The 21,584-nt window shown below is 67.9% G+C and carries 15 protein-coding genes; 10 read left to right on the top strand and 5 right to left on the bottom strand.

Annotation, left to right across the window (positions count from 1 at the left end; all coding sequences use genetic code 11):
• Positions 1–38 precede the first annotated feature (38 nt).
• Both UAJ10_RS00150 and UAJ10_RS00145 read left to right on the top strand, forming a co-directional pair.
• The gene (locus UAJ10_RS00150; protein ID WP_322913106.1) at positions 39–2,090 is read left to right on the top strand and encodes a glycoside hydrolase family 97 protein; all 2,052 of its coding nucleotides are present in this window, start codon (positions 39–41) and stop codon (positions 2,088–2,090) included.
• 2 nt (positions 2,091–2,092) lie between these two features.
• A complete protein-coding gene (locus UAJ10_RS00145; RefSeq protein WP_322913104.1) occupies positions 2,093–3,040 on the top strand; it encodes an alpha/beta hydrolase in 948 nt (315 codons plus the stop codon).
• Between the two features lie 45 nt (positions 3,041–3,085).
• Here the strand turns inward: UAJ10_RS00145 and UAJ10_RS00140 are convergent, their stop codons facing one another.
• Positions 3,086–3,520, bottom strand: coding sequence for a hypothetical protein (locus UAJ10_RS00140; protein ID WP_322913102.1), 435 nt, complete (start codon positions 3,518–3,520; stop codon positions 3,086–3,088).
• Between the two features lie 129 nt (positions 3,521–3,649).
• On the opposite strand from UAJ10_RS00140, the gene UAJ10_RS00135 reads away from it, so the two are divergent.
• Positions 3,650–3,913: a hypothetical protein gene (locus tag UAJ10_RS00135; protein ID WP_322913101.1), complete on the top strand. Its 264-nt coding sequence runs from the start codon at positions 3,650–3,652 to the stop codon at positions 3,911–3,913.
• Positions 3,914–4,029: 116 nt separating this feature from the next.
• Positions 4,030–6,426, top strand: coding sequence for a glucan 1,4-alpha-glucosidase (locus UAJ10_RS00130; RefSeq protein ID WP_322913100.1), 2,397 nt, complete (start codon positions 4,030–4,032; stop codon positions 6,424–6,426).
• A gap of 42 nt (positions 6,427–6,468) precedes the next feature.
• On the opposite strand, the gene UAJ10_RS00125 is transcribed toward UAJ10_RS00130, so the two are convergent.
• From UAJ10_RS00125 to UAJ10_RS00115, 3 genes are all read right to left on the bottom strand, one after another.
• Positions 6,469–7,536 carry a class I SAM-dependent methyltransferase gene (locus UAJ10_RS00125; protein WP_322913099.1) on the bottom strand — a complete coding sequence of 356 codons (1,068 nt, stop codon included), beginning with the start codon at positions 7,534–7,536 and terminating at the stop codon, positions 6,469–6,471.
• A gap of 130 nt (positions 7,537–7,666) precedes the next feature.
• Entirely contained in the window at positions 7,667–8,695 is a 1,029-nt protein-coding gene (locus tag UAJ10_RS00120; protein WP_322913097.1) for a LacI family DNA-binding transcriptional regulator, read from the bottom strand.
• 155 nt (positions 8,696–8,850) lie between these two features.
• Complete coding sequence (locus UAJ10_RS00115; RefSeq protein WP_322913095.1) at positions 8,851–10,437, bottom strand: sodium:solute symporter; 1,587 nt, start codon at positions 10,435–10,437, stop codon at positions 8,851–8,853.
• A 297-nt stretch (positions 10,438–10,734) separates the two neighbouring features.
• Here UAJ10_RS00115 and UAJ10_RS00110 point away from each other — a divergent pair, with 297 nt between their 5' ends.
• Both UAJ10_RS00110 and UAJ10_RS00105 read left to right on the top strand, forming a co-directional pair.
• Entirely contained in the window at positions 10,735–13,725 is a 2,991-nt protein-coding gene (locus UAJ10_RS00110) for a TonB-dependent receptor domain-containing protein (protein WP_322913093.1), read from the top strand.
• Between the two features lie 61 nt (positions 13,726–13,786).
• Positions 13,787–16,066: an endo-beta-N-acetylglucosaminidase gene (locus tag UAJ10_RS00105; RefSeq protein ID WP_322913091.1), complete on the top strand. Its 2,280-nt coding sequence runs from the start codon at positions 13,787–13,789 to the stop codon at positions 16,064–16,066.
• A 14-nt stretch (positions 16,067–16,080) separates the two neighbouring features.
• On the opposite strand, the gene UAJ10_RS00100 is transcribed toward UAJ10_RS00105, so the two are convergent.
• Positions 16,081–16,752 carry an SH3 domain-containing protein gene (locus UAJ10_RS00100; protein WP_322913089.1) on the bottom strand — a complete coding sequence of 224 codons (672 nt, stop codon included), beginning with the start codon at positions 16,750–16,752 and terminating at the stop codon, positions 16,081–16,083.
• 333 nt (positions 16,753–17,085) lie between these two features.
• On the opposite strand from UAJ10_RS00100, the gene UAJ10_RS00095 reads away from it, so the two are divergent.
• The 4 genes from UAJ10_RS00095 (at position 17,086) to UAJ10_RS00080 (ending at position 21,577) form a co-directional block, all read left to right on the top strand.
• Positions 17,086–17,535: a lysozyme gene (locus UAJ10_RS00095; protein WP_322913087.1), complete on the top strand. Its 450-nt coding sequence runs from the start codon at positions 17,086–17,088 to the stop codon at positions 17,533–17,535.
• 178 nt (positions 17,536–17,713) lie between these two features.
• On the top strand, positions 17,714–18,715 hold the full coding sequence (locus UAJ10_RS00090; RefSeq protein WP_322913086.1) for an SGNH/GDSL hydrolase family protein: 1,002 nt from the start codon (positions 17,714–17,716) through the stop codon (positions 18,713–18,715).
• Between the two features lie 5 nt (positions 18,716–18,720).
• Positions 18,721–20,121 (top strand): GDSL-type esterase/lipase family protein, encoded by a 1,401-nt coding sequence (locus tag UAJ10_RS00085; protein ID WP_322913084.1) that lies wholly within the window; start codon positions 18,721–18,723, stop codon positions 20,119–20,121.
• A 10-nt stretch (positions 20,122–20,131) separates the two neighbouring features.
• Positions 20,132–21,577, top strand: coding sequence for an MBOAT family O-acyltransferase (locus UAJ10_RS00080; protein ID WP_322913082.1), 1,446 nt, complete (start codon positions 20,132–20,134; stop codon positions 21,575–21,577).
• Positions 21,578–21,584 lie beyond the last annotated feature (7 nt).

Genomic DNA, 21,584 nt, shown 5'->3' with positions numbered 1-21,584 from the left:
GGCCGGCGTTTGAGAAAAATAAGCGGGAGGCGGTGGTGATGGTTTCCTTGATGCGGCGGGCGCTGGTCGCGGTGATGGTATTGGCTTCCCTGCCGGCCTTGGCGGAAACGCCGGCCAAGGTCGTGGCCACCGTCGCCTCCCCCGCCGGCACCTTGGCCGTGCGGGTGGAGCTGGATGGCGAGGGACGGCCCGCCTACGCCATTACCCGCCGGGGGACGGAGGTTATCGCCCCCTCCCGCCTGGGTTTCCTGTTCACCGACGCGCCCAAGATGGAACGCGGCTTCACCCTGGCCGGCCAATCCACCCGCACGGTGGATGAGACCTGGGAACAGCCCTGGGGCGAATGGCGCACGATATCCAACCACTTCAACGAACTGCGCGTCCGGCTGAAGGAAAAGGCCGGGCCCGCGCGCGAACTGGACGTGGTGTTCCGCGTCTATGACGACGGCGTCGGCTTCCGCTACGAATTCCCCGATCAGCCCCAGTTGAAGACAGTGCGCATCGCGGATGAGCTGACGGAGTTCGCCGTGGTGCGGGCGGGGGAGGCGTGGTGGACCCCGGCCGGCGAGTGGGACAGCTATGAGTACATCTACAACCACACCCCCCTGGCGGAGCTGGGCCAGGCGCATACGCCCCTGACCATCCGCACCGACGACGGCACCCACATCGCCCTGCACGAGGCGGCGCTGGTGGATTACGCCGGCATGTGGGTGCGCCGGGTGGATGGCCAGCGGCTGAAGGCCACGCTGTCGCCCAGCCCGCTGGGCGCCCGCGTGATGCGCCAGGCCCCCTTCACCACGCCGTGGCGCACGATGATCTTCGCCGACAGCGCCGGCGGCCTCTATCAGTCGCACCTGGAGCTGAACCTGAACGAGCCCAACGCCCTGGGCGACGTCAGCTGGGTGAAGCCGGAGAAGTTCGTGGGCGTGTGGTGGGAAATGCACCTGGGGGCCGCCAGCTGGGCCACCGGCCGCAAGCACGGCGCCACCACCGCCAACGTGCGCAAGCACATCGACTTCGCGGCCGCCAACGGCATCGGCGGCGTGTTGGTCGAGGGCTGGAACGTGGGCTGGGACGGCCAGTGGTTCGGCAACGGCAACGACTTCGACTTCAAGAAGCCGACGCCGGACCTGGACTGGGCCGGCATGGCCGCTTATGCCAAGTCCAAAGGCGTGAACCTGATCGGCCATCATGAAACCGGTGGGTCCGTCAGCCATTACGAAAGCCAGCTGGGCGCCGCGCTGGATTACGCCCAGGGCCTGGGCATCCCCGCCATCAAGACCGGCTACGTCACCGATGATGGCGATATCGAGCGGGTGGAACCCGACGGCACCACCCTGCGCGAATGGCACGACGGCCAGTGGATGTCCCGCCATTACCTGCGGGTGGTGACGGAGGCGGCCAAGCGCCACATCGCCATCGACAGCCATGAGCCCATCAAGGACACCGGCCTGCGCCGCACCTACCCCAACTGGGTGGCGCGGGAAGGGGCGCGGGGCATGGAATACAACGCCTGGGGCGACCCCAAGAACCCGCCCAACCATGAGGCGACGCTGGCCTTCACCCGCATGCTGTCGGGCCCCTTCGACTTCACGCCCGGCGTGGTCAGCCTGACGGGCAAGGACAACACCCGCATTCCCTCCACCCTCGCCAAGCAACTGGCGCTGTATGTCGTGCTCTACAGCCCGGTGCAGATGCTGGCCGACCTGCCGGAGAACTACGCCAAGTATCCGGACGCCCTGGCCTTCCTCAAGGCGGTGCCGGTCGATTGGTCCGACACCCGCGTGCTGAACGGCGAGGTGGGCCAGTACGCCACCTTCGCCCGCAAGGACCGCAAAAGCGACGACTGGTACATCGGCGGCGTGGGCGATGACCAGCCCCGCACCCTGACCGTGACGCTGGACTTCCTGGACGCCGGCCGCGACTACACCGCCCACATCTACCGTGACGGCCCCACCGCCGACTGGCACACCGACGGCCACCCCATGACGGTGGAGACCCGCACGGTACGCCAGGGCGACACGCTGATCCTGCCGCTGGCGCGCGGTGGCGGGGCGGCCGTGCAGCTGGTGGCGGGCAAGGGGCATTGATCATGATGGCCCTGACCCGCCGCGCGGCCCTGGCCGGCTTGGCCCTCGCCACCCTGCCGGGGACGCCCGCCCTTGCCCGTGCGCGCTCCCCCGCCACGCTGGACGGCCCCGGCCCCCTGCCAGGACGCCTGGTTGACCTGGGCGAAGTGGCGTCCGCCCACGCCAAGGCGCGCCGCGTCACGGTCTGGCTGCCGCCGGACTATGACGCCAGCCAGGATCGCCATGCCGTCCTCTACATGCACGACGGCCAGAACCTGTTCGATCCGGCGGCGGCCTACGCCGGCCAGACCTGGGGTGTGGGCCAACACCTGACCCGGCTGATGGCGGCCGGCACGGTGAAGCCCACCCTGGTTGTGGGTGTGTGGAACACCGACCTGCGCTCGCAGGAGTACGCCCCCAACCTGGACGGCCGATTGCCGGCGGACCTGCAGGGCCTGGCGGGCTCCCCCTTGTCCGACGGCTACCTGCGCTTCCTGGTGGGGGAGCTGAAGCCCGCCATCGATGCCCGCTTCCGCACCCGCCCGGCGCGGGCGGACACGGTGGTCATGGGCTCCAGCATGGGCGGCCTCATCTCCCTCTATGCCCTCTGCCAATATTCCCAGGTGTTCGGCGGCGCCGGCGCCCTCTCCACCCACTGGCTGGTCAGCACCCAGGGCGACCTGGTGAGCGCCCACGACCCGCGCCTGGACCGTGTCGCCGCCCTGTTTCGCGACTACCTGCGCGACCGCCTGCCCCGACCCGGCGACGGCCGGGTCTACTTCGACCACGGCACCATCAACCTGGACAGCCTCTACGGCCCCTACCAGGACAAGGTGGATGCCCAGATGCGGGCGCGGGGCTATCGCGAGGACGTGGACTTCATGACCCGCGTCTACCCCGGCGCCGACCACAACGAGGCCTCATGGCGCGCGCGGCTGGACGTGCCGCTGACGTTTTTGCTGGCCCGTTGAGTATACCAGTATTGTCTGGAGATGATTGGTGGGCAATTGTCCAAATCAAGGTGTCGGTGACTGTGGTGAAAGTTCCAGGCTTTCGATGAGCAGAACGTTGCTTCCAAAGCAGAAATTTGGAACTATCGATCCTGCCAGCGTCTTCCGGGGAAGCAAGGGACTGTCTTCCAATTTTAGGTCATCGTACTTGAATATCTGTCCCGTTACTTGCACCAACTTGCCGTCAAAAAAAGAAAGATCAATCGCCGCCTGGTTTGTGAAGACACCGCTGATGCAGTGAGGGAAGGAGACTTTCCCGTCTCTGGATGCGGTGCTGTCAAAAATCATCAACTCGCCGCGCAGACGGGCCCAGCCCCTTATTTGAATGGTGCCGCGCCCAGCTATCTTTCTTGCGAAGTCTCCATTGGCATCACCCGCTTGAACGGCGGGGCACCATCCGAGGATCACAGAGGCGATCAGAATTCCCGCCGCTTTCTTCATTATCTAAATCCGTATCATAGAGGGATTCATTATCGCGTATTACGGTCGCATGAAAAAGTTCTACAGCGGATGCTAACTGCGCCGAGTTCTTCTTGGGTGGTAAGGTATTGTCAGAACGGGGTGGCAAAGATGCTGGATCGAGAAAAGCAGCAACGGCGAATAGTGATTCATACGCGAATCATTCTTGCCGCCATTTTCGTGGGCATGGTGTTGATGTTGATTTTTGTCTTCAAGATGCCGTGGTGGCTAGCCATAATCGGTACCTGCATCGGCTTTTTTATCAACGGCCTGATTGCCGAGTGGGAAGACAACCTCCCCGGCGGTTTCAATAATCCCCACCCGCCCAAGGTGCGCCTGCCGTCGCCGCGCCGGCCTTGGCCCTGGTCGCGCTAGCCGCAGGCCACATACGTATTTCCCCCTTCCGCCGCCCGCCTCCCATACGTATTCAAGCCCTTGTGCGGTGCACCGCGGGGGACAGTGGGGCCCTGCCTTTCAAGCCTGGTGATGAAATGACGAACAATAAGACGATGGGACGGAAACGGGCGGCCGCGCTGATGGCGATGCTGCTGGCCACAAGCATGACGGGGGCCGCTTTCGCCGCCGTGGCGCCGGGCGCGCCGGGGCAGGCGGCGACGGGCGCCTATGCGGGCAAGACCGGCATCGGCACCGCCTACCACGCGTACGACGCGCAGGCGGGCAAGGCCGTGCCGTCGCGCGTCTGGTTCTCGCTGGCCAAGGGCGTGGTCACTGAGACCATGTACGGCCTGATCCATGAGGTGCAGCTGCGCGAGCTGAAGCTGGCCATCCAGGGCGAGGGCTTCCTGGATGTGGAGGACACGGACACCGACAGCACCACCAGCTATCTGGATGTCGATGCCGCCGGCCGTCCCCGCTCCCTGGCCTACAAGGTCGTGAACAAGGCCAAGAACGGCAAGTACGAGATCGAGAAGCAGGTCTTCACCGACCCCGCCGCCGACACCCTGATGGTGCGCGTGACGGTGCGGGCGCTGAAGGGCGGCACGGTCACCCCCTATCTGCTGGTGGACCCGCAGATGGCCGGCACTGGCGGTGGCGACAAGGCCGATGGGACCGAGGGTGCCCTGCACGCTTATGAGGGCAACCGCCACCTGGTGGTGAAGGCGGCGCAGGGCTTCAAGGCCACCAGCGTGGGCTTTGTCGGCGTTTCGGACGGCCTGACCCAGCTGCGCAAGGCCGGCAAGCTGGACGACAGCTACACCACCACCGGCGACAAGGCCGGCAACGTGGCGCTGGCCGGCGCCCTGGCGCCCGTGACGGGCGAGGCCACCTTCGACATCGTCGTCGGCTTCGGCGACAGCGCCAAGGCGGCGGGCGCCGCCGCCACGGCCACGCTCAAGCGCGGGCATGACGCCGTGCTGGCGGCCTATGACGCCGGCTGGGAAGGCTACCAGGCCAAGCTGGCGCCCCTGCCGGACCTGGCCAAGGTCGCCATGGATGGCGGCAAGCTGCTGTACGCCAGCGCCCTGGTGCTGAAGGCGCAGGAGGACAAGACCCACCCCGGCGCGCTGATCGCGTCGCTGTCCGCGCCCTGGGGCGACACGCAGAAGGCGGACAAGCCGGCGACGGGCTACAAGGCCGTGTGGCCGCGCGACTTCTACCAGTGCGCCATGGCCCTGCTGGCCCTGGGCGACACCGACACCCCCAAGGCGGCGCTGACCTATCTGAAGACCATCCAGGTGGGACCGAAGACGCCGGGCAACCATGGCGACGGCGGCTGGTTCCTGCAGAAGACGCACGTGGACGGCACGCCGGAATGGGTGGGCGTGCAGCTGGACCAGACGGCCATGCCCCTGATGCTGGCTTGGCGCCTGTGGCGCAACGGCGTCATCAGCGACGCCGAGGCCACCGCGCTCTACACCAGCATGGTGAAGCCGGCCGCCGACTTCCTGGTCAAGGGCGGCACCGCCGGCATCGGCTGGAACAAGGAGACCATCCGCCCACCCGTGACCCAGCAGGAACGCTGGGAAGAGCAGGCCGGCAACTCCCCCTCCACCACGGCGGCGGTCATCGCCGGCCTGGCGGCGGCGGCGGAACTGGCGGGCCAGGCGGGGGATGAGGCGTCGGTGAAGCGCTACTACGCCGCCGCCGATCAATACTCCGCCGGGCTGGAGGCCGCGACGGTCACCACCAACGGGCAGCTGGCGCGAACGGCCTCCCCTGGGGGCTCGAAAGCCGGCTATTACCTGCGCATCGCGCCCACGGGCCAGCCCAATGCCCACACGCCCCTGGCGGTGCGCAACGGGCAGCAGGCGCTGACGGAGGACGCCTACGTCGACGGCGGCTTCCTGGAGCTGGTGCGCTATGGCGTGCGGGCACCCAGCGACCCGGTCATCAAGTCCAGCCTGGCGGTGCTGGATGACGAGACGCTGCCGGAGAACCTGCGCGTCAAGTACACCTTCCACTTCGATGGCGACGCCACGGCCTATCCCGGCTGGCGCCGCTATGGCAACGACGGCTATGGCGAGGACCGGGCGACCGGCGCCAACTACGCCGTCAGCGGCAGCATGACGCCCACCCAGCGCGGCCGCGTCTGGCCCCTGCTGACGGGCGAGCGCGGGCATTACGAGCTGGCGCTGGCGGCGGCCAAGGCCGGCGGCGCCAAGCCGGCGGAGGTGGAGGCCATCCGCGCCACCTACGTCCGCGCCCTGGAGCGCTTCGCCAACCAGGGCCTGATGATCCCGGAGCAGGTGTGGGATGGTGTGGGCAGCGATGGCGGCCGCGGCTACAAGGCCGGCGCCGGCACCGACAGCGCGACCCCGCTGGCCTGGGCGCACGCGGAGTATGTGAAGCTGCTGCGCTCCCTGCACGACGGCGGGGTCTGGGACCTCTACGCGCCCGTGGCGGTGCGCTACGCCACCAAGCCGTGAGAAGAGGATGGTTCCCGGGGCCGCGAGGCTCCGGGACCGCCGTCAAGCCTTCGTCAGCACGTAGCTGCTGACCGCCGCCGCCAAGTCCGCCGGGGAATAGTGGGCGAAGCGGGGGTGCAGGCGGCTATAGTCGATATACCCCTCGGGCGCCGTCATCAGCCGCACGATGCTGCCGTGGAAGCCGCTCAGCACGAACAGGGATTCCAGGTCGCCGGCGCGCAGGCCGTTCACCTCGTCCAGGATGCCGTCGTAGTACATGTGGAAGGAATGCTCGATGTCCTCCCGGTCGGCTGAGATGGCGCGGTGGTCGGTGAAGTCCACCGTGTGCACGCAGGCGCCGTCGTCCTTCAGGATCTCCCGCTGCCGGGCCAGGGCGCCGCGCATGTCCTCCACATGCTCCAGCACCGAATTGCTGCACACCAGGTCGTAGTACCCGTTGTCCATCATGTCGGTGTTGTTGAACAGCCGGACGGGGCCGAAATCGATCACGCGATGGCCGCCGGCATTCAGGCCGTCCAGCTTTTCCTCCAGGCCGGAAAAGTCCAGGGCGGCCACGCGCTGCCTCATCGTCGCCGGCGTGGCGCCGAAGACGGCGAAGGCGTCCGGCGTGTCATACAGCCAGCGGATGGTCTGGAAGACGCTTTCCGCCACCATGTCCGGGGCGATGGGAAAGGGCTCGAACGCGTCGGCCTGCTCAAACCCGATGGCGTACAGCATGACGGAGGCCGATAGGGAGGACCATACGCCGGCGCCGAAGTCCAGGATACGCGACCGCCGGATGCGATCGGGTTCAAGGCGGTGTTCCTGCTTGCACACCTGCAGGGCCTGGCTGAAATTGGCGATGACGGCGCGTGTCTTGACCGCTGTCAGTTCCCCGCCCACCTGGCGCAGCAGCTTTTCGATGCGCACCTTTTCCTGCGAGACGATTTCGCTGAGATAGCGGGTGGCGTATTTCGGCCGCGCCAGTTCGGCCGTCCATTTCGCCCGCAACTCGGGCGTGAGGTAGCCGGCGGCCTCCAGCGCCTGCAGCCCGGCGTCCCGGGTGTCCGGCCCGCTCAGGTCCGCCAGCAGGGAAATCAGGGAATGCCTGTAGCTGGGTCGTTGCAGCACGTCCAACTCCAATCGGGGTGTATGCCCGGTCGCCCCAACGACGCCCCCCCTTGCTGTCCCCACCATCGGGATACCGCACGCCCGGGGTGTTGGCAACAACCGGGGGTGTGACCCCGCAGTCCCCGGTGGGTCAGGCGCCGCCGCAGCTGCCCCGCACTACCAGGCTGGTGGAGATCTGTGTCGTCTCGATGGGGCGGCCGTCGATGAGGCGCAGCAGGTTCTCCACCAGCAGCTCCCCCGCGGCCGCCGTGTCCTGGCGGATGGTCGTCAGGGGCGGGGACGTGAAGGGGGCGGCGACGATGTCGTCGAAGCCCACCACCGCCACGTCCTCGGGCACGCGCAAGGACCGCTCGCGCAGGCCGTTCATGGCGCCGATGGCCAGCAGGTCACAGGCGCCGAACACGGCGTCGATGGGCCCCTCGCGGTCGATCAGGTTCAGGATGGCCTGGTGCCCGACCTCCTCCGACGCGGCGGCATCGGCGTACAACGCCTCGATCACCGGCAGGCCCGCCTCGCCCAGCGCCTCGACATAGCCGGTGTAGCGGTCGCGGAATTCTGGGCAATGCTCGGAAATATCGCCCAGGAAGGCGATGCGCTTGCGGCCGCGCGCGATCAGGTGGCGCACCCCCTCGCGGGCGCCCCGGATGTTGTCCGACCCGATGAAGTGCCCCGGCTGGCCCTGGACCACCGGTCCCCAGGTGACGAAGGCGGTGCTGACCTCATCCAGGCGGCTGATCTTGTCGACGTAGCGCAGATAGTCGCCATAGCCCAGGAAGATCAGGCCGTCGGCCCGCTTGGACGCGGCGTAGTCGGCGCTCCAGTCGTCGCTGGACTGCTGGAAGCTGATCAGCAGGTCATAGCCGCGCCGGGCCGACGCCTTGGTGATGCTGCTCAGCATGGACAGGAAGAAGGGGTTGATCAGCGACTGGCTGGTCACCGGGTCTTCGTACAGCAGCAGGGCCAGGGTATTGGTCTTCTGCGAGCGCAGATTGCGGGCGTTGACGTCGACCTTATAGTTCAGCAGGCGGGCCGCCTGGGCCACGCGCTGGCGGGTGTCCTCGCTGACCATCGCGTCGTTGCGCAGGGCGCGGGACACGGTGGACTGCGACACGCCGGCCAGTTCGGCGATGTCGAACGATGTCGGACGCTTGACCCGCATCCCCTTGCTTCCGGCCTCTTGGTGCTCCCCTGGGCGCGGATGATAGCAATCGGGCCCGCGTCCCCGCAATGCGCGTCGCGGCTCGGGATCCTTTAGGTCAGGCCGGATGGTGCCGGGCGGCAACACCCGCAGCGGATCGCCCATGGGCAGGCCCCCTAGCGGAAGGTGTAGACGATGACGGCGGTGGCGGCCAGCAGCAGGCCGGCCAGGACGCGGTAGTTGCGCCAGAACGGCTCATGCGCCAGGCGCACGCTTTCCTCCCGGAAGAAGGCGGGGGTCCAGACCAGGCCGGCCGACTTTTCCGCCGCGTCCGGCGCCGTGGCCAGGCTGACCAGCACCAGCACGACGGCGCACAGCACGAACAGCAGGGGCGCCACGTACAGGAAGTGGATGCTGACGACGTCCAGCACCGTGTTCGCCACGAACAGGGCCGCCCCGCCCAGGACGCCGGCGGCGATGCAGGCGGCGGCCCCGGCGGCGTTGGCCCGGCGCCAGAAGATGCCCACCAGGTACAGCGCCATCACCGGCGGCACGGCGTAGGCGATGATGACCTGCAGGTATTGCCACAGCGACCCGAAATGCTCGATCTGCGGCGCCCAGGCCATGGCGGCCACGGCCATGACCAGGGTTGCCATCCGGCCCACGCGCACCAGGGCGGCGCCCTGCATCTCCGGCCTCCACCGGCGCACGAAGTCCATGGTGAACAGGGTGGACGCCGAATTGAAGGTGGAGGCGATGGACGACATCAGCGCCGACATGAAACCGGCCACCGCCAGGCCCACCAGGCCGGCGGGCAGCAGGCCGAACAGCAGGGTGGGGAACACCAGGTCCGGCGATTTCAGGTTGGGGTACAGCAGGATGGCGGCGGTGCCGGGCAGCACCATCAGGAACAGCACCGGCAGCTTCAGCGCGCCGGCGAACAAGCTGCCCCAGCGGCCGTGGTTCTCATCCTTGGCCGACAGCACGCGCTGCACCATGAACTGGTTGGTGCACCAGAAGTAAAAGCCCAGCAGCGGCACGCCGGTCAGCAGGCCGGGCCAGGGCACGGCCGCGTCGCTCAGCGGCCGGATCAGCGACAGCTTGGCGGGGTCGACGGCACCCATGACCGCATCCCAGCCGCCGGCCTTCAAGAAGGTGCGCACGGCGATGACGGCGGAGGCCGTCAGCAGCAGCACGGCCTGGATGGTCTCGGTATAGATCACGGCGCGCAGGCCGCCGGCGATGGTGTAGATACCGGCGGAAACGGCCAGGACGATCACGATCTCCCACAAAGGCACGTCGGGCAGCAGAAGCTTGAACAGCAGGGCGCCGCCGTAGAGGGCGCTGGCCGTGTCCACCACCAGGTTCAGGAACAGGGTCAGGCCCGAGAAATAGCTGCGCGCCAGGCCGCTGTACCGCCGCTCCAGGAACTCGGGCAGGGTGTACACCTTGGAGCGCAGCAGGAAGGGCAGGAAGAAGACGCAAAAGAACACCAGGACGGCCGCCGCCATCCATTCATAGTTGTAGACCGAGATGCCGGTGCCGTAGGCGGCCCCCGCCAGCCCGATCAGCGTGGTGGAAGAGATGTTGGAGGCCAGCAATGCCAGGCCGATGACGGGCCAGGTGGTGCCGCGCGACGCCAGGAAGAAATCCTCGGTCGAGGAATGGCGGCGGGCCAGGTACAGCCCCAATGAGACGATGCCAACAAGATACACCGCCACGATGGCGTAGTCGACCCAGGCCATGCCTGCAACCGGCACCATACGTCCCCTCCCTGTCCCTTGATTTCCCTGCGCTTGTAAGGCGTTGCGCAGGCTTCGTCCATGGGCCGGAACCCCAGCCATTTCATCCTTCATGGCACAGGAAGGGGGGCGGACCACAACAAGAATTCGTATGCGGCTCGTCCGGCCCCTTCGAATGCCGGCCCGTCCCCGCTTGCGCCGCCAGCGTCTATGAAACTGGTTTCATTTTAGCGTTGAAACTGATTTCACATATGCTAAGATTAATGAAAATAAATTTAATAATCATAAAAACGCAACGAAGCAGAACGGGAGTTCACGATGGTTTTACGCAGGATCACATCCCTCACGCTGGGTACGGCCCTGGGTGTCATGGCCCTGCCGATGATGGCGGGGGGCCAGTCCGCCTCGGCGGCCGGGCAGGTGGCGCAAAATGCCGACGGCGGGGCCGACGCCTCCGAATTGACGGAGGTGGTGGTCGTGGGCTCGCACATCGCGGCCCGGCCCAACATCACCTCGGCGGCGCCCATCACCTCGGTGACGTCGCTGGAAATCCAGCAGTCGGGCGCGTTGAATGTCGAGGACATCCTGAACCGCCTGCCCCAGGTGTCGCCCGACAACCAGCAGACCTATCAGGACAGCGACGGCGCGCAGAAGATCAATTTGCGGCGCATCGGTTTCGGCCGCACCCTGACGCTGATCGATGGCCAGCGCGTGGCCACCAACATCGGCCTGGACATCAACATCATCCCCGTCGCCTTTCTGGAGCGCATCGACGTGCTCAGCGGCGGCGCCTCGGCCGCCTATGGCTCGGACGCCGTGGCGGGCGTGGTGAATTTCATGTTGAAGAAGGAATTCACCGGCTTCCAGGTCAGCGGCAACTACAGCCTTTACGATCACTACAACCAGCGCACCATCGTGCAGCCGGTGGCCGAAAAATACGGTATCGGCTCGCCCGACGGCCAGGCATGGGACGGCGGGCGCGGGGACTTCAACGCCGCCTGGGGCGGCAAGTTCGCCGATGGGCGCCTGAACGTGCGCGCCTTCGCCGATTATCGCCGGACAGAGCCGGTGCTATACAAGGACCGCGACTTTTCCGCCTGCGGCCTGATCCAGTCCACCACCGACGGCCCGCTGTCCTGCCAGACCTCCACCTATTCCAAGTACGGCTATTTCAGCCCGCAATCTGGCGACAACGCCGGCAAGGTGTTCTCCAACGCCAAGGACGGTTCGCCGACGTTCGTCACTCGTGACCAGACGTATGCGTACAACTCGTATCAGGACTATTACCTGCAACGCCAGGATGAGCGCATCAACGGCGGCCTGTTCCTGAACTATGACCTGACGGATTCGGTGGAGCTTTACAGCTCTTACCTGATTTCCAGCGACACCTCTTACAACCAGTTCCGCACGTCCCGGCTCTACTCGCCGTCGAATTTCGGCGAGTCCGCGTACAACATCAACTGCAACAACCCCTTGATGTCGGCCCAGCAGCAGCAGGCGCTGTGCGGTTCCCTGGCGGGCACCGGCGCGCTGATGCCGACCGAGGTTCGTTACCAGTTCGACAGCACGGCGCAGCTGAAGGACTATTATTTGAACGAGAACCAGCGCGCGACGGCCGGTTTCCGCGGCAAGGTCTGGGACGCCTGGCACTATGACGTCGGCGGCGTGTACGCCCGGTTCGACAAGACCTACAAGCCGGCTTTCGAGAACCCGGTCTACCAGACCCAGGCCGACTCCCTGAACGTCGTCAACGTCAACGGCACGCCCACCTGCGCCGCCAAGGTGGCCGGCACCAGCCCCAACTGCGTCCCCGCCAACATCTTTGTCGCCAACGGCGGCAGCCAGGCCCTGGTCAACTTCTATGAAGGCGGCTATGGCGGCACGCAGGAACAGGTCGGCGTCCTGTGGGACGCGACGGTCAACGTCAACGGCGACCTGGGGCACTATGGCATCACCAGCCCCCTGGCGCGGGACGGCTTGGCGGTGGCCTTCGGCGCCGAATACCGCAAGGACATGGAGAACAACACCGTCGACGACGCCTTCGTCAGCAACGCGGGGTATGGCAGCAACTTCAAGGCCAGCCAGAGCGTGAAGGAAGGCTATATCGAGGTGCAGGCGCCGCTGGTGCAGGACCGGCCCTTCGTGCATCTCCTGTCCGCCCAGGGCGGATATCGCTGGTCGAAGTACGACACCAATCCCGACACCTTCACCACCTGGAAGATCGAGGGCACCTATGCCCCGGTGCCGGACGTGACCCTGCGCACCAGCTACAACAAGGCGGCCCGCGCCCCCAATATTTACGAGAACAACCAGGCCATCGACTTCACCTCGGGCGGCTCCGACATCTGCGCCGGCAGCAACCCCACGGCCAGCCTCGCCGCCTGCCAGCTGACGGGTGTGACCGCCGCCCAGTACGGGCACATCAAGCAGTGCGACGACAACGCCTGCCTGGCGCGCCAGGGCGGTTTCGTGCTGGACCCCGAAACGGCGCACACCCTGACCTATGGCGCGGTGCTGAAGCCCAGCTTCCTGCCCGGCCTGACCCTGTCCGCCGACCGTTACCTGATCATGATCGACAACTCGATCGGCTTTAACTACGACGACTTCTACAGCAGCAGCTGCGCGCTGTTCGCCACCGCCTATTACTGCAGCCACTTCAACCGCAACCCGGACGGCTCGCTCACCAGCTACGACACCGTTCGCGGCGGCGCGCCCAGCACCGGCTTCGTCACCTATGGCAACACCAACAATTACAAGACGTTCGCCGAGGGCTACGACTTCCAGGCCCAGTATCTGCTTCCGGTGCCGGAACTGGGCGGCCACATGGATTTCGACTTCAATGGGTCGCTGAGCACCCGCACGGGCGGGCAGGACACGCCCAATTCGCTGGCCGCCAGCTGCGTCGGTTACTTCGGCCCGCGCTGCAACCAGCCGTTCCCGGCCTGGACGCATAATCTGCGCGGCACCTACATCCGCGACGGCGGCGCCTACAGCGTCTCCCTCAACTGGCGCCACATCTCCGGAGTGACCAACGCCGCGAACAGCGACGACCCGGCCCTGGGCTCCAGTGCCGCCACCCATGTCAGCACCTTCACCTCCATCCCGTCCTACGATTACTTCGACGTGGCCGTCGGCTACATGGTCAACGACCAGATCAGCCTGCGGCTGACCGTCAACAACCTGACGGACAAGATGCCGCCCATCGTGGCGAACTCCTACAACATCTCGCTGGCCCGTTCGAACACCATACCCCAGGTTTATGACGCCCTGGGCCGCATGGTGCAGATGGGCTTCACCGTCTCGTTCTGATGCCGGTACCGGCCCCGCGCGGCGAGCGTTGCGCGGGGCCATTCCTTTGAGGAGCTTCAGCATGGGGGATATCTTGGCGGCGCCATTGCCCGGGCCATCGGGGCTGACGCGCCGTGGCTTCACGTCCCTGGCCCTGGCGGCGCTTGCGGCCGGGATCGCGCCGGTCCCGCTTGCCGCGGCCCACGCGGCGGGGGAGGTCGCGGGCGGCGGCCGCCTGCTGCCGCGCTACCCCTTGGCCCCGGCCGGGTCCGGATGGGACGCCTTCCAGGCGCTGATGGACTACGATCCCCGGGACGACGCGGACGCGCCTTATTTCCAGTCCCAGGTCAGGCGCGCGCGGCGCATCGCGCCATTCGCCGCCACCCAGGCCCATCCAGCGCTGGATCCGGTGCCGGGTGTCGCCAGCCTGTCCGACTGCTATGGCCCCCTGGCGGCGGGTGTTCCCGAAGAAACGCTGATGCGCCGGCGTCACGGCGCCCCGCTTCCGGGCGGCGTGCAGGTACCACGCATCTTCACCTATCACGACATCGTCGTGGGCTGGCGCGGCACCGGCATGATCCCCAATCCCGCGCTGGTCGACGTGGCCCACCGCAACGGCGCCCTGGCCCTGGGCACGATCTTCCAACCCGATCATCGTCTGTATGACGGCAGCGCCGCGCCCATGCTGGAGGTCGCGCGCCGTATGGTCGACCTGGCCGATTATTTCGGCTTCGATGGTTACTTCGTGAACTTCGAGAACGGGACGGAGGAGGCCGAGGCCCAGGTCCTGGACTGGGTCGCCGCCATGCGCGACGAGGCGAAGCGGCGGGGCCTCGCCGATTTCCACATCCAGTTCTATGACGGCGGCACGGACATGGACTGGCTGATGCGCCGCCGGGGTAACCGGCCGGGCCAGGGGTTCGCCGACAGCACCATGCTGGACCAGGGGTGGAGCCGCTATGGCGGGCCGGGCAACTGCTGCTCCGGCGCGCCGGTGGCGCCGCTGGAGGTGCGGGGCTATTGTCTGCGCAATGGCTTCGACCCGCGCGCCGTGGCCTATTTCGGCCTTCAGCTTTATCCTGGGCCCGGCTATCTGGGGGCCGCCGCGCCGCAGGTCATCCACCCCAATGATGGCGCCTACGCCTATGGTGGACTTCAGGTCTACAGCGTGGAGGATGGGCTGCGCAATTTACTGCGTGTGGTGCGGACCCAGCGGGCGCTTCCCGGCGAGCCGCCGGGCGCGCCGTCCGACCGCCGCATCCTGGGCATCCTGGAACGCCAGTTCTTCAGCGGGCAGTCGCAGAACCCCGCCGCCGACAACGCGCCCGACGCGGCGCAGGCGCAGGCCTATCTGCCCGGCCCCCGGGGACGCCACCGCTATACCGACCATGATCCTGCGGCTCCGAAGCCCACGGACCAGTTGAACCTGCCCATGACCTACGGCGTCGCCAATTTCATCGCCGAGCGCTCCGTCATCGGCGGCTTCCCGTTCCTCACCCGTTTCAACACCGGCGACGGGGACCGTTTCCATGTCGGCGGCGCCATCGTGGCGGACCGGCCCTGGTTCAACCTGGGCATCCAGGACATCCTGCCCACCTGGCAATGGCGGGTCGAGCCCATGGCTGGTCCGCTCCCCCAGCGAGCGGACTTGCTGACGGTGGATTATGCCTATGACACCGCGTTCGACGGCGGCTCGTCCCTGGCCATCACGGGTGTGCTGGGGCCGGCCAACGCGACCCGGGTCTGGTTGTATAAGACCGCGCTGGCGGTGGACGGCGGGGTGGCCCACCTAGTGCTGAAGGGACAGGGTTCCGACGCCTTGCGGCTGGGGCTTGTGTTCGCCGATGCGCCGGCCAGGCCCGCATGGCTGCCCCTGGGTGGCGCGCACCGGCAACAGCTTCCAGGGGGCTGGTCGCGCCTGACACTGCCGCTGGCGCCCTATCGCGGACGGACGATCGCGGCTGTGCTTCTGGGGGCGGCTTCGGCGGCGGCCACACCGCTGCCGGTCGACATCCGTCTTGGGGAGCTTTATTTCGGCCCGCCGCCGGCCGACGTCGCGATGCCGGTGCCGCGTGGACTGACGGTGGAGGCATGCGCGGCGTCGGCGGAGGGGCGTTGGGCCGAGGTGCGCCTGCGATGGGCGCCTGAGCCTGCGGCGGCGTATCACGATATCTATGCCGCGGCGGAGGGGGCCGCCGGGGACGATTGGATCTGGCAAGGACGCGTCACCGGCACGGCCTATCATATCACCGCCGCCCCGATGGGCGCCGGCGGCCAGGTCCGTTTGCGCCTGCGGGCGGTGCCGCATGGCCCGCAGGCGCTGCCGGGAACCCCGGCCGAGGTCATCGCCATGGCCAGCTGACGCTGGCCGATCCATCAACGATGGGGACCGTGATCCCCGTCGCCCCGGTGATCGCCGCCGTGGTGGTCGCCGCCCCGGTGGTCGCCACCTGGACCGCCCCCCGGACCACCATGATGGTCGCCGCCGGGACCGGGACCAGGACGGCCCGGGCCGGGGCCGTCGTGATGATCGCCGGGCCCGGGGCCGGGCCGGCCCGGGCCGGGACCCGGACGATGGTCGTGGTCCCACCGGTCCCAACCGGGCCGGCCGGGTCCCGGACCGGGGCGGAAGTCATGGCCGGGGTGATAGATGGGCCGGGGCGGGGGCAGGCGCTCCCACCGGTGACGGTCGGCGAACCACGGCCGGTCACGATAATAGCGGCCCCAGTAGTCGTTGAACGAGAAGGTGATGATGGGCAGGCCGATCACGCCGCCGTATTGGGGCAGGTACACCCGCTGACCCTGGTAGGGATACATCAGGCTGCCGCCATAGAGCCAGCCGCGATAGCCCTGGAAGTCGACGTCGCACCACGACCAGCCGGCCAGGCAGCCGTAGACGTTCAGCGAAACCCCGGGCGGCAGGCTGGCGATGGCCGGATAACCGCCGCCCGGGCCAGCGCGCAGGATGGTGCCGCTGGAGGTGTAGGCATATTCCGCCTTGGCCGCGACGGGCAAAGCCACCAGGGCGGCGAACATCGCCGCGGCCATGTAGGCACGACCCCCGAGGGCACGACCCGGAAGGGCGCGGTGAAGGCGGGGCAGGCGCAGACGGAACATGGTGTGAGCCCTTTCTCTGAAGGCCGGTCCTCTCGGGGGTAACCCGCCCGCGCCGGACGGGGCGGCCGGGACCTTAAGGGACTGATAATACGGTACCGATACTCTCCGCCCAATGCGCCCAAAGGATGGCGGTCTAAAGGCGGAGATTTGCAACCGTTTAGGCAAATTGACGCCCGTGGGCTCGGCTTTCCGGTGGGGTGACGTGCGGGGCTGGGCTATAAGGGCAAGCCTGAATTGTATTTCTCAGCGCGGGGATGAGAGGGAATGACCAGGACCGTGAACGCCGCGGGTATCGCCTTGACCGAACAGTCCGAGGGGCTGCGACTGATCGCCTACCTCTGCCCCGCCGGCCGCCTGACCATCGGGTATGGCCACACCGGCCCCGACGTCACGCCGGGCATGACCATCACGCAGGACCAGGCCCAGGAGCTGCTGGCCCAGGATTTGGCCACCGCCGGCAACGGGGTGAGCAAGGCGGTGACGGTGCCCCTGACCGACAACCAGTACGCCGCCCTGACGGATTTCGCGTTCAACCTGGGTGTCGGCGCCCTGACCCAGTCCACATTGCTGCGCCTGCTGAACCAGGGCGATTATGCCGGCGCCGCCCAGCAGTTCCTGGTCTGGGACAAGGCGACGGTGAACGGGCAGCTGGTCACGCTGCCGGGGCTCGCCGCCCGCCGGCAGAAGGAAAAGGCCCTGTTCCTGACGGCGTGATTCCTAGGCGTTGGAGCTATCCCCAGCCGGCGCGTGACAGGCGCCGGGACTCCCGGTATGACGGTGCGGGCGGCTGTATTGACGCCGCCCGCGCCACCCAATGGGATTGATTAGGTTCGGCAGTCAGGGGCCCTCGATGAACCGCCGGTTGGTTATTGTTTTTAGTGCATTTTTCGGTTTGTCCGCAGCCATCGCCTGTGCCGAGCCGGTGGCCCCGCCGGCGACGGTTTCTCAACTGCCCGCCACCCCGGCCGGCGTCACCATTTCCGTCTATGGCGATTCCCTGGCCGATGGGGTGTGGAGCGGGTTGTACGAACGGCTGAAATCCCAGCCGCAGACACGGCTGATGCGCCATTCCCAGCTGGGGGCCGGCCTGACCCGGCCCGACTATGCCAACTGGCAGACGGAAACCGCCCGCCAGATCGATGAGGCGGGGGAGGGCGGCTATGCCGTCATCATGTTCGGCGCCAATGACATGCAGGGCGTGCGGGACGAGAACCGCAAGGGCTACCTGTTCAAGTCGCCGGGCTGGACCAACGTCTACACGCAGCGCATCGACTGGCTGCTGCAGACGCTGAAGGAACACCATGTCACCACCGTGTGGGTGGGCCTGCCCGTCATGCGCAAGCCGGAGACGAACGACGACGCCAAGTTCATGACCGGCCTCTATGAGACGGAAGCCGGCAAGTACGGCGCGGTCTTCCTGCCGCTGTACCAGGATTATCTGGACGCCGACGGCAATTTCATGGCGCGCATCGACGACAGCCGCCAGAAAAGCCAGCAGCTGCGGTCCGACGACGGCATCCACTTCACCGGCTACGGCTATCAACTGGTGGCGGGCAAGGTGCTGACCCGGTTGCAGCTGGCCGGGGCGCCGGCCGCCAAGCCGGCGGTCAAGGCCGCGTCCGCCGCCCCGCCGGCCCCCGCCCCGGTGGCTCCAGCCTCGGCCCCCGCCCCGGCCCCGGTTCCGGCGAACGCCCCGGCGGTGCCCGCGGCGGTCACGCCGGCGGCCGTCACCACCACCCCGTCCGACGCCCCCGTTGCCAAGCCCGTACCCGCCGACCTGCCGGCCAGCCAGCCCATCAACCAGCAACCCGGCGCCGCCACGGGCGCCGCGGCCGGTTCCTCCATCGGCTCGCGCGGCCGCGCGTTAATGGCCACCCCCGCGCGGCAGCTCTGACCTCCATGCGCCGCCGTCTTGCGTCCCTCAGCCTGATGCTCGCCGCCCTGGCGGCGTGCAGCGGCACCCCCGCCGGTCCTTCGGCCGCCACCGTGCCCAAGGGGGCCACGCAGGTCGCGGCCACGGGAACCGTGCCGTTGGCGCCGCCGGCCCGCGTGCCCTCGTCCTATGATGGCAATCCGGGTTTTGAACGCCTGTTTCAGCGGCTGGCGGCCATCGAGGCTGGGCACGGCGGCACGGTCGACATCCTGCAATTGGGTGACAGCCACACCGCCGGCGGCGTCTTCACCACCCGCCTGCGCGACGCCCTGCAGGAACGCTTCGGCTCCGCCGGGCCGGGGTACATGCCGGCGGGCAAGCCCTACATCGGGTCGCGCCGCGCCGATGTGGCGGTGACCCAGGAAGGCAAATGGCAGTATTTCAACAGCCTCAGCGACACCCCGTCGCCGGGCTGGGGCATGACCGGCTTCGTCGCCCGCAGCCGCGCGCGCGGGGCGGCCATCGCCATCACACCCAAGGATGGCTTGGGCTTCGACATCGCCGGCGTCACCGTGGTGCGGCAGCCGGGCGGCGGCGACCTGCTGGTGCTGATCGACGACCGGGTGGTGAAGCAGATCCCCACGCAGGGGCCCGCCGGCCAGGCCGACTGGATCACCCTGCCCACGGCGGGACAGGCGCAGCAGCTGAAGCTGGTCGCGGCCGACGCCCGGCCGGTGGACATCGCCGGCTGGTCGCTGGACCGGGCCAAGCCGGGCGTCGTGTTCGACAGCGCGGGCGTGGTCGGTGCCCGGCTGACCACCATGGATCGCTGGAACCCCGAGACGGTCGCGCTGGAACTGGCCAAGCGCAAGCCGGACCTGGTCATCCTGGCCTATGGCACCAATGAGGGCTTCGACCGCGACTTGGACCTGGCCGCCTATCAGGAACGCTTCAAGGCGGCCCTGCGCCGGCTGAACGCCGGGCCGGTGGCGGTGGTCGTCCTGGGCCCCCTGGACGGCCAGGCGGAGGCCCCGGCCTGCAAGAAGGTGGCGGACAAGGACGCCGTGTTCCCCTGCCAGGACACGGCCCCGCCCCCCGCCAAGTGCGCCTGGTACACGCCCGCCATGCTGGGCCGGGTGCGGGCCCTGCAGGCCCAGGGCGCCAAATCCGGTGACTATGTGTTCTGGGATTGGTCGCAGCTGATGCCGGGCGCCTGCGGCATGGACCGCTGGGTGCGCCAGGCCGTGCCCCTGGCCCGGGCCGACCACGTGCACCTGACGCCGGAAGGCTACACCCTGACGGCCAACGCCTTCTTCGCCTGGCTGATGGACCAGTACCAGGGCTATATCCAGCCGGGGGCCATGCCGCCGCGCCCGGTGGTGGCCGGGCGCTCCGATGCGACCGCCGCTGCCTTGGCCGGCCGGTGAGGGACGCCCCATGCTGTTCCCCACGCTGAACTTCGGCCTGTTTTTCCTGATCGTCTTCGCCGCCGCCTGGGCGCTGGCGCGGTTTCCGCAGGGGCGCATCGCCTTCCTGTCGGCCGCCAGCTACGTGTTCTACGGCTGGTGGGATTGGCGCTACCTGTTCCTGCTGGGCGGCAGCACGCTGTTCAACTACCTGGCCGGGCACGCCATCGTGCGCCAGGAGGGGCCGGCCCGGCGCAAGCTGGCGGTGTCCCTGGCCGTGGCCGTGAACCTGGGCGTGTTGGCCTTCTTCAAGTACGCCGACTTCACCAGCCACGCCGTGAACGACACCGCCACCCTGCTGGGCCTTCCGGTGCGGCTGGGCTTCCTGGACATGGTGGTGCCGGTCGGCATCTCCTTCTTCACCTTCCACGGCATCTCCTACCTGGTGGACCTGTACCGCGGCACCCTGCGGCGGCCAGCCGGCCTGATGCACCTGGTGCTCTACATCTCCTTCTTTCCGCAGCTGGTGGCGGGCCCCATCGTCCGCGCCTCCCACTTCCTGCCCCAGATCGGGGAGCGGCCGGATCCGGACGATATCCGCGCCACCCGCGCCTACCTGCTGATCATGGGCGGGCTGTTCAAGAAGGTGGTGGTGGCCAACTACCTGGCGACCGACCTGGTCGACGCCGTGTTCATGGACCCGGACCGCTATGGCGCCTTGGATCTGCTGCTGGCGGCCTACGGCTACGCCATGCAGATCTATTGCGACTTCAGCGCCTACACCGACATCGCCATCGGCCTGGCGGCGCTGCTGGGCTTCCGCTTCCCGCAGAACTTCGACCAGCCCTACCGGTCGGGTTCCCTGCGGGAATTCTGGCGGCGCTGGCACATCTCGCTGTCGTCCTGGCTGCGCGACTATCTCTACATCCCCCTGGGCGGCAACCGGGGTGGCACCTGGCGGCATTGCCGCAACCTGATGATCACCATGCTGCTGGGTGGCCTGTGGCACGGCGCCAACTGGACCTTCGTCATCTGGGGCGCGCTGCACGGTGGCATGCTGGTGGTGGAGCACCTGGTGAACCGCCTGCGCGCCATCACCATCGGGGAATGGGAGGCGCCGCCCCTGCGCGGCTGGCGGCGGGCGCTGGCCATCGTCGCCACCTTCCACTTCGTCTGCTTCACCTGGATCTTCTTCCGCTCGCCCACGCTGGAGGTGGCGGGCCACTTCCTGGCGGGCTTCGGCCGCTGGCAGGTGCTGCCCACCGCCGCCACGCCCCTGACCCTGCTGCTGATCGCCGGCACCCTGGCCAGCCAGTTCCTGCCCGCCGACCGCCTGGCGCGCATCGAGGATGGGGTGCGCCGCCTGCCGGCCGGGTTCCTGGGCCCCGCCATGGGCGCCGCCGTCGGCCTGGCCGTGGTGCTGATCCAAGCTTGCGCGCCCGAGGGCGTCGCCCCCTTCATCTACTTCCAGTTCTGAGGGGGGC

This window comes from Nitrospirillum guaranorum (genome assembly GCF_034653275.1).
In the GTDB taxonomy this organism is placed as follows: Bacteria; Pseudomonadota; Alphaproteobacteria; order Azospirillales; family Azospirillaceae; genus Nitrospirillum.
This window is presented reverse-complemented; position numbering and strand designations above follow the sequence as displayed.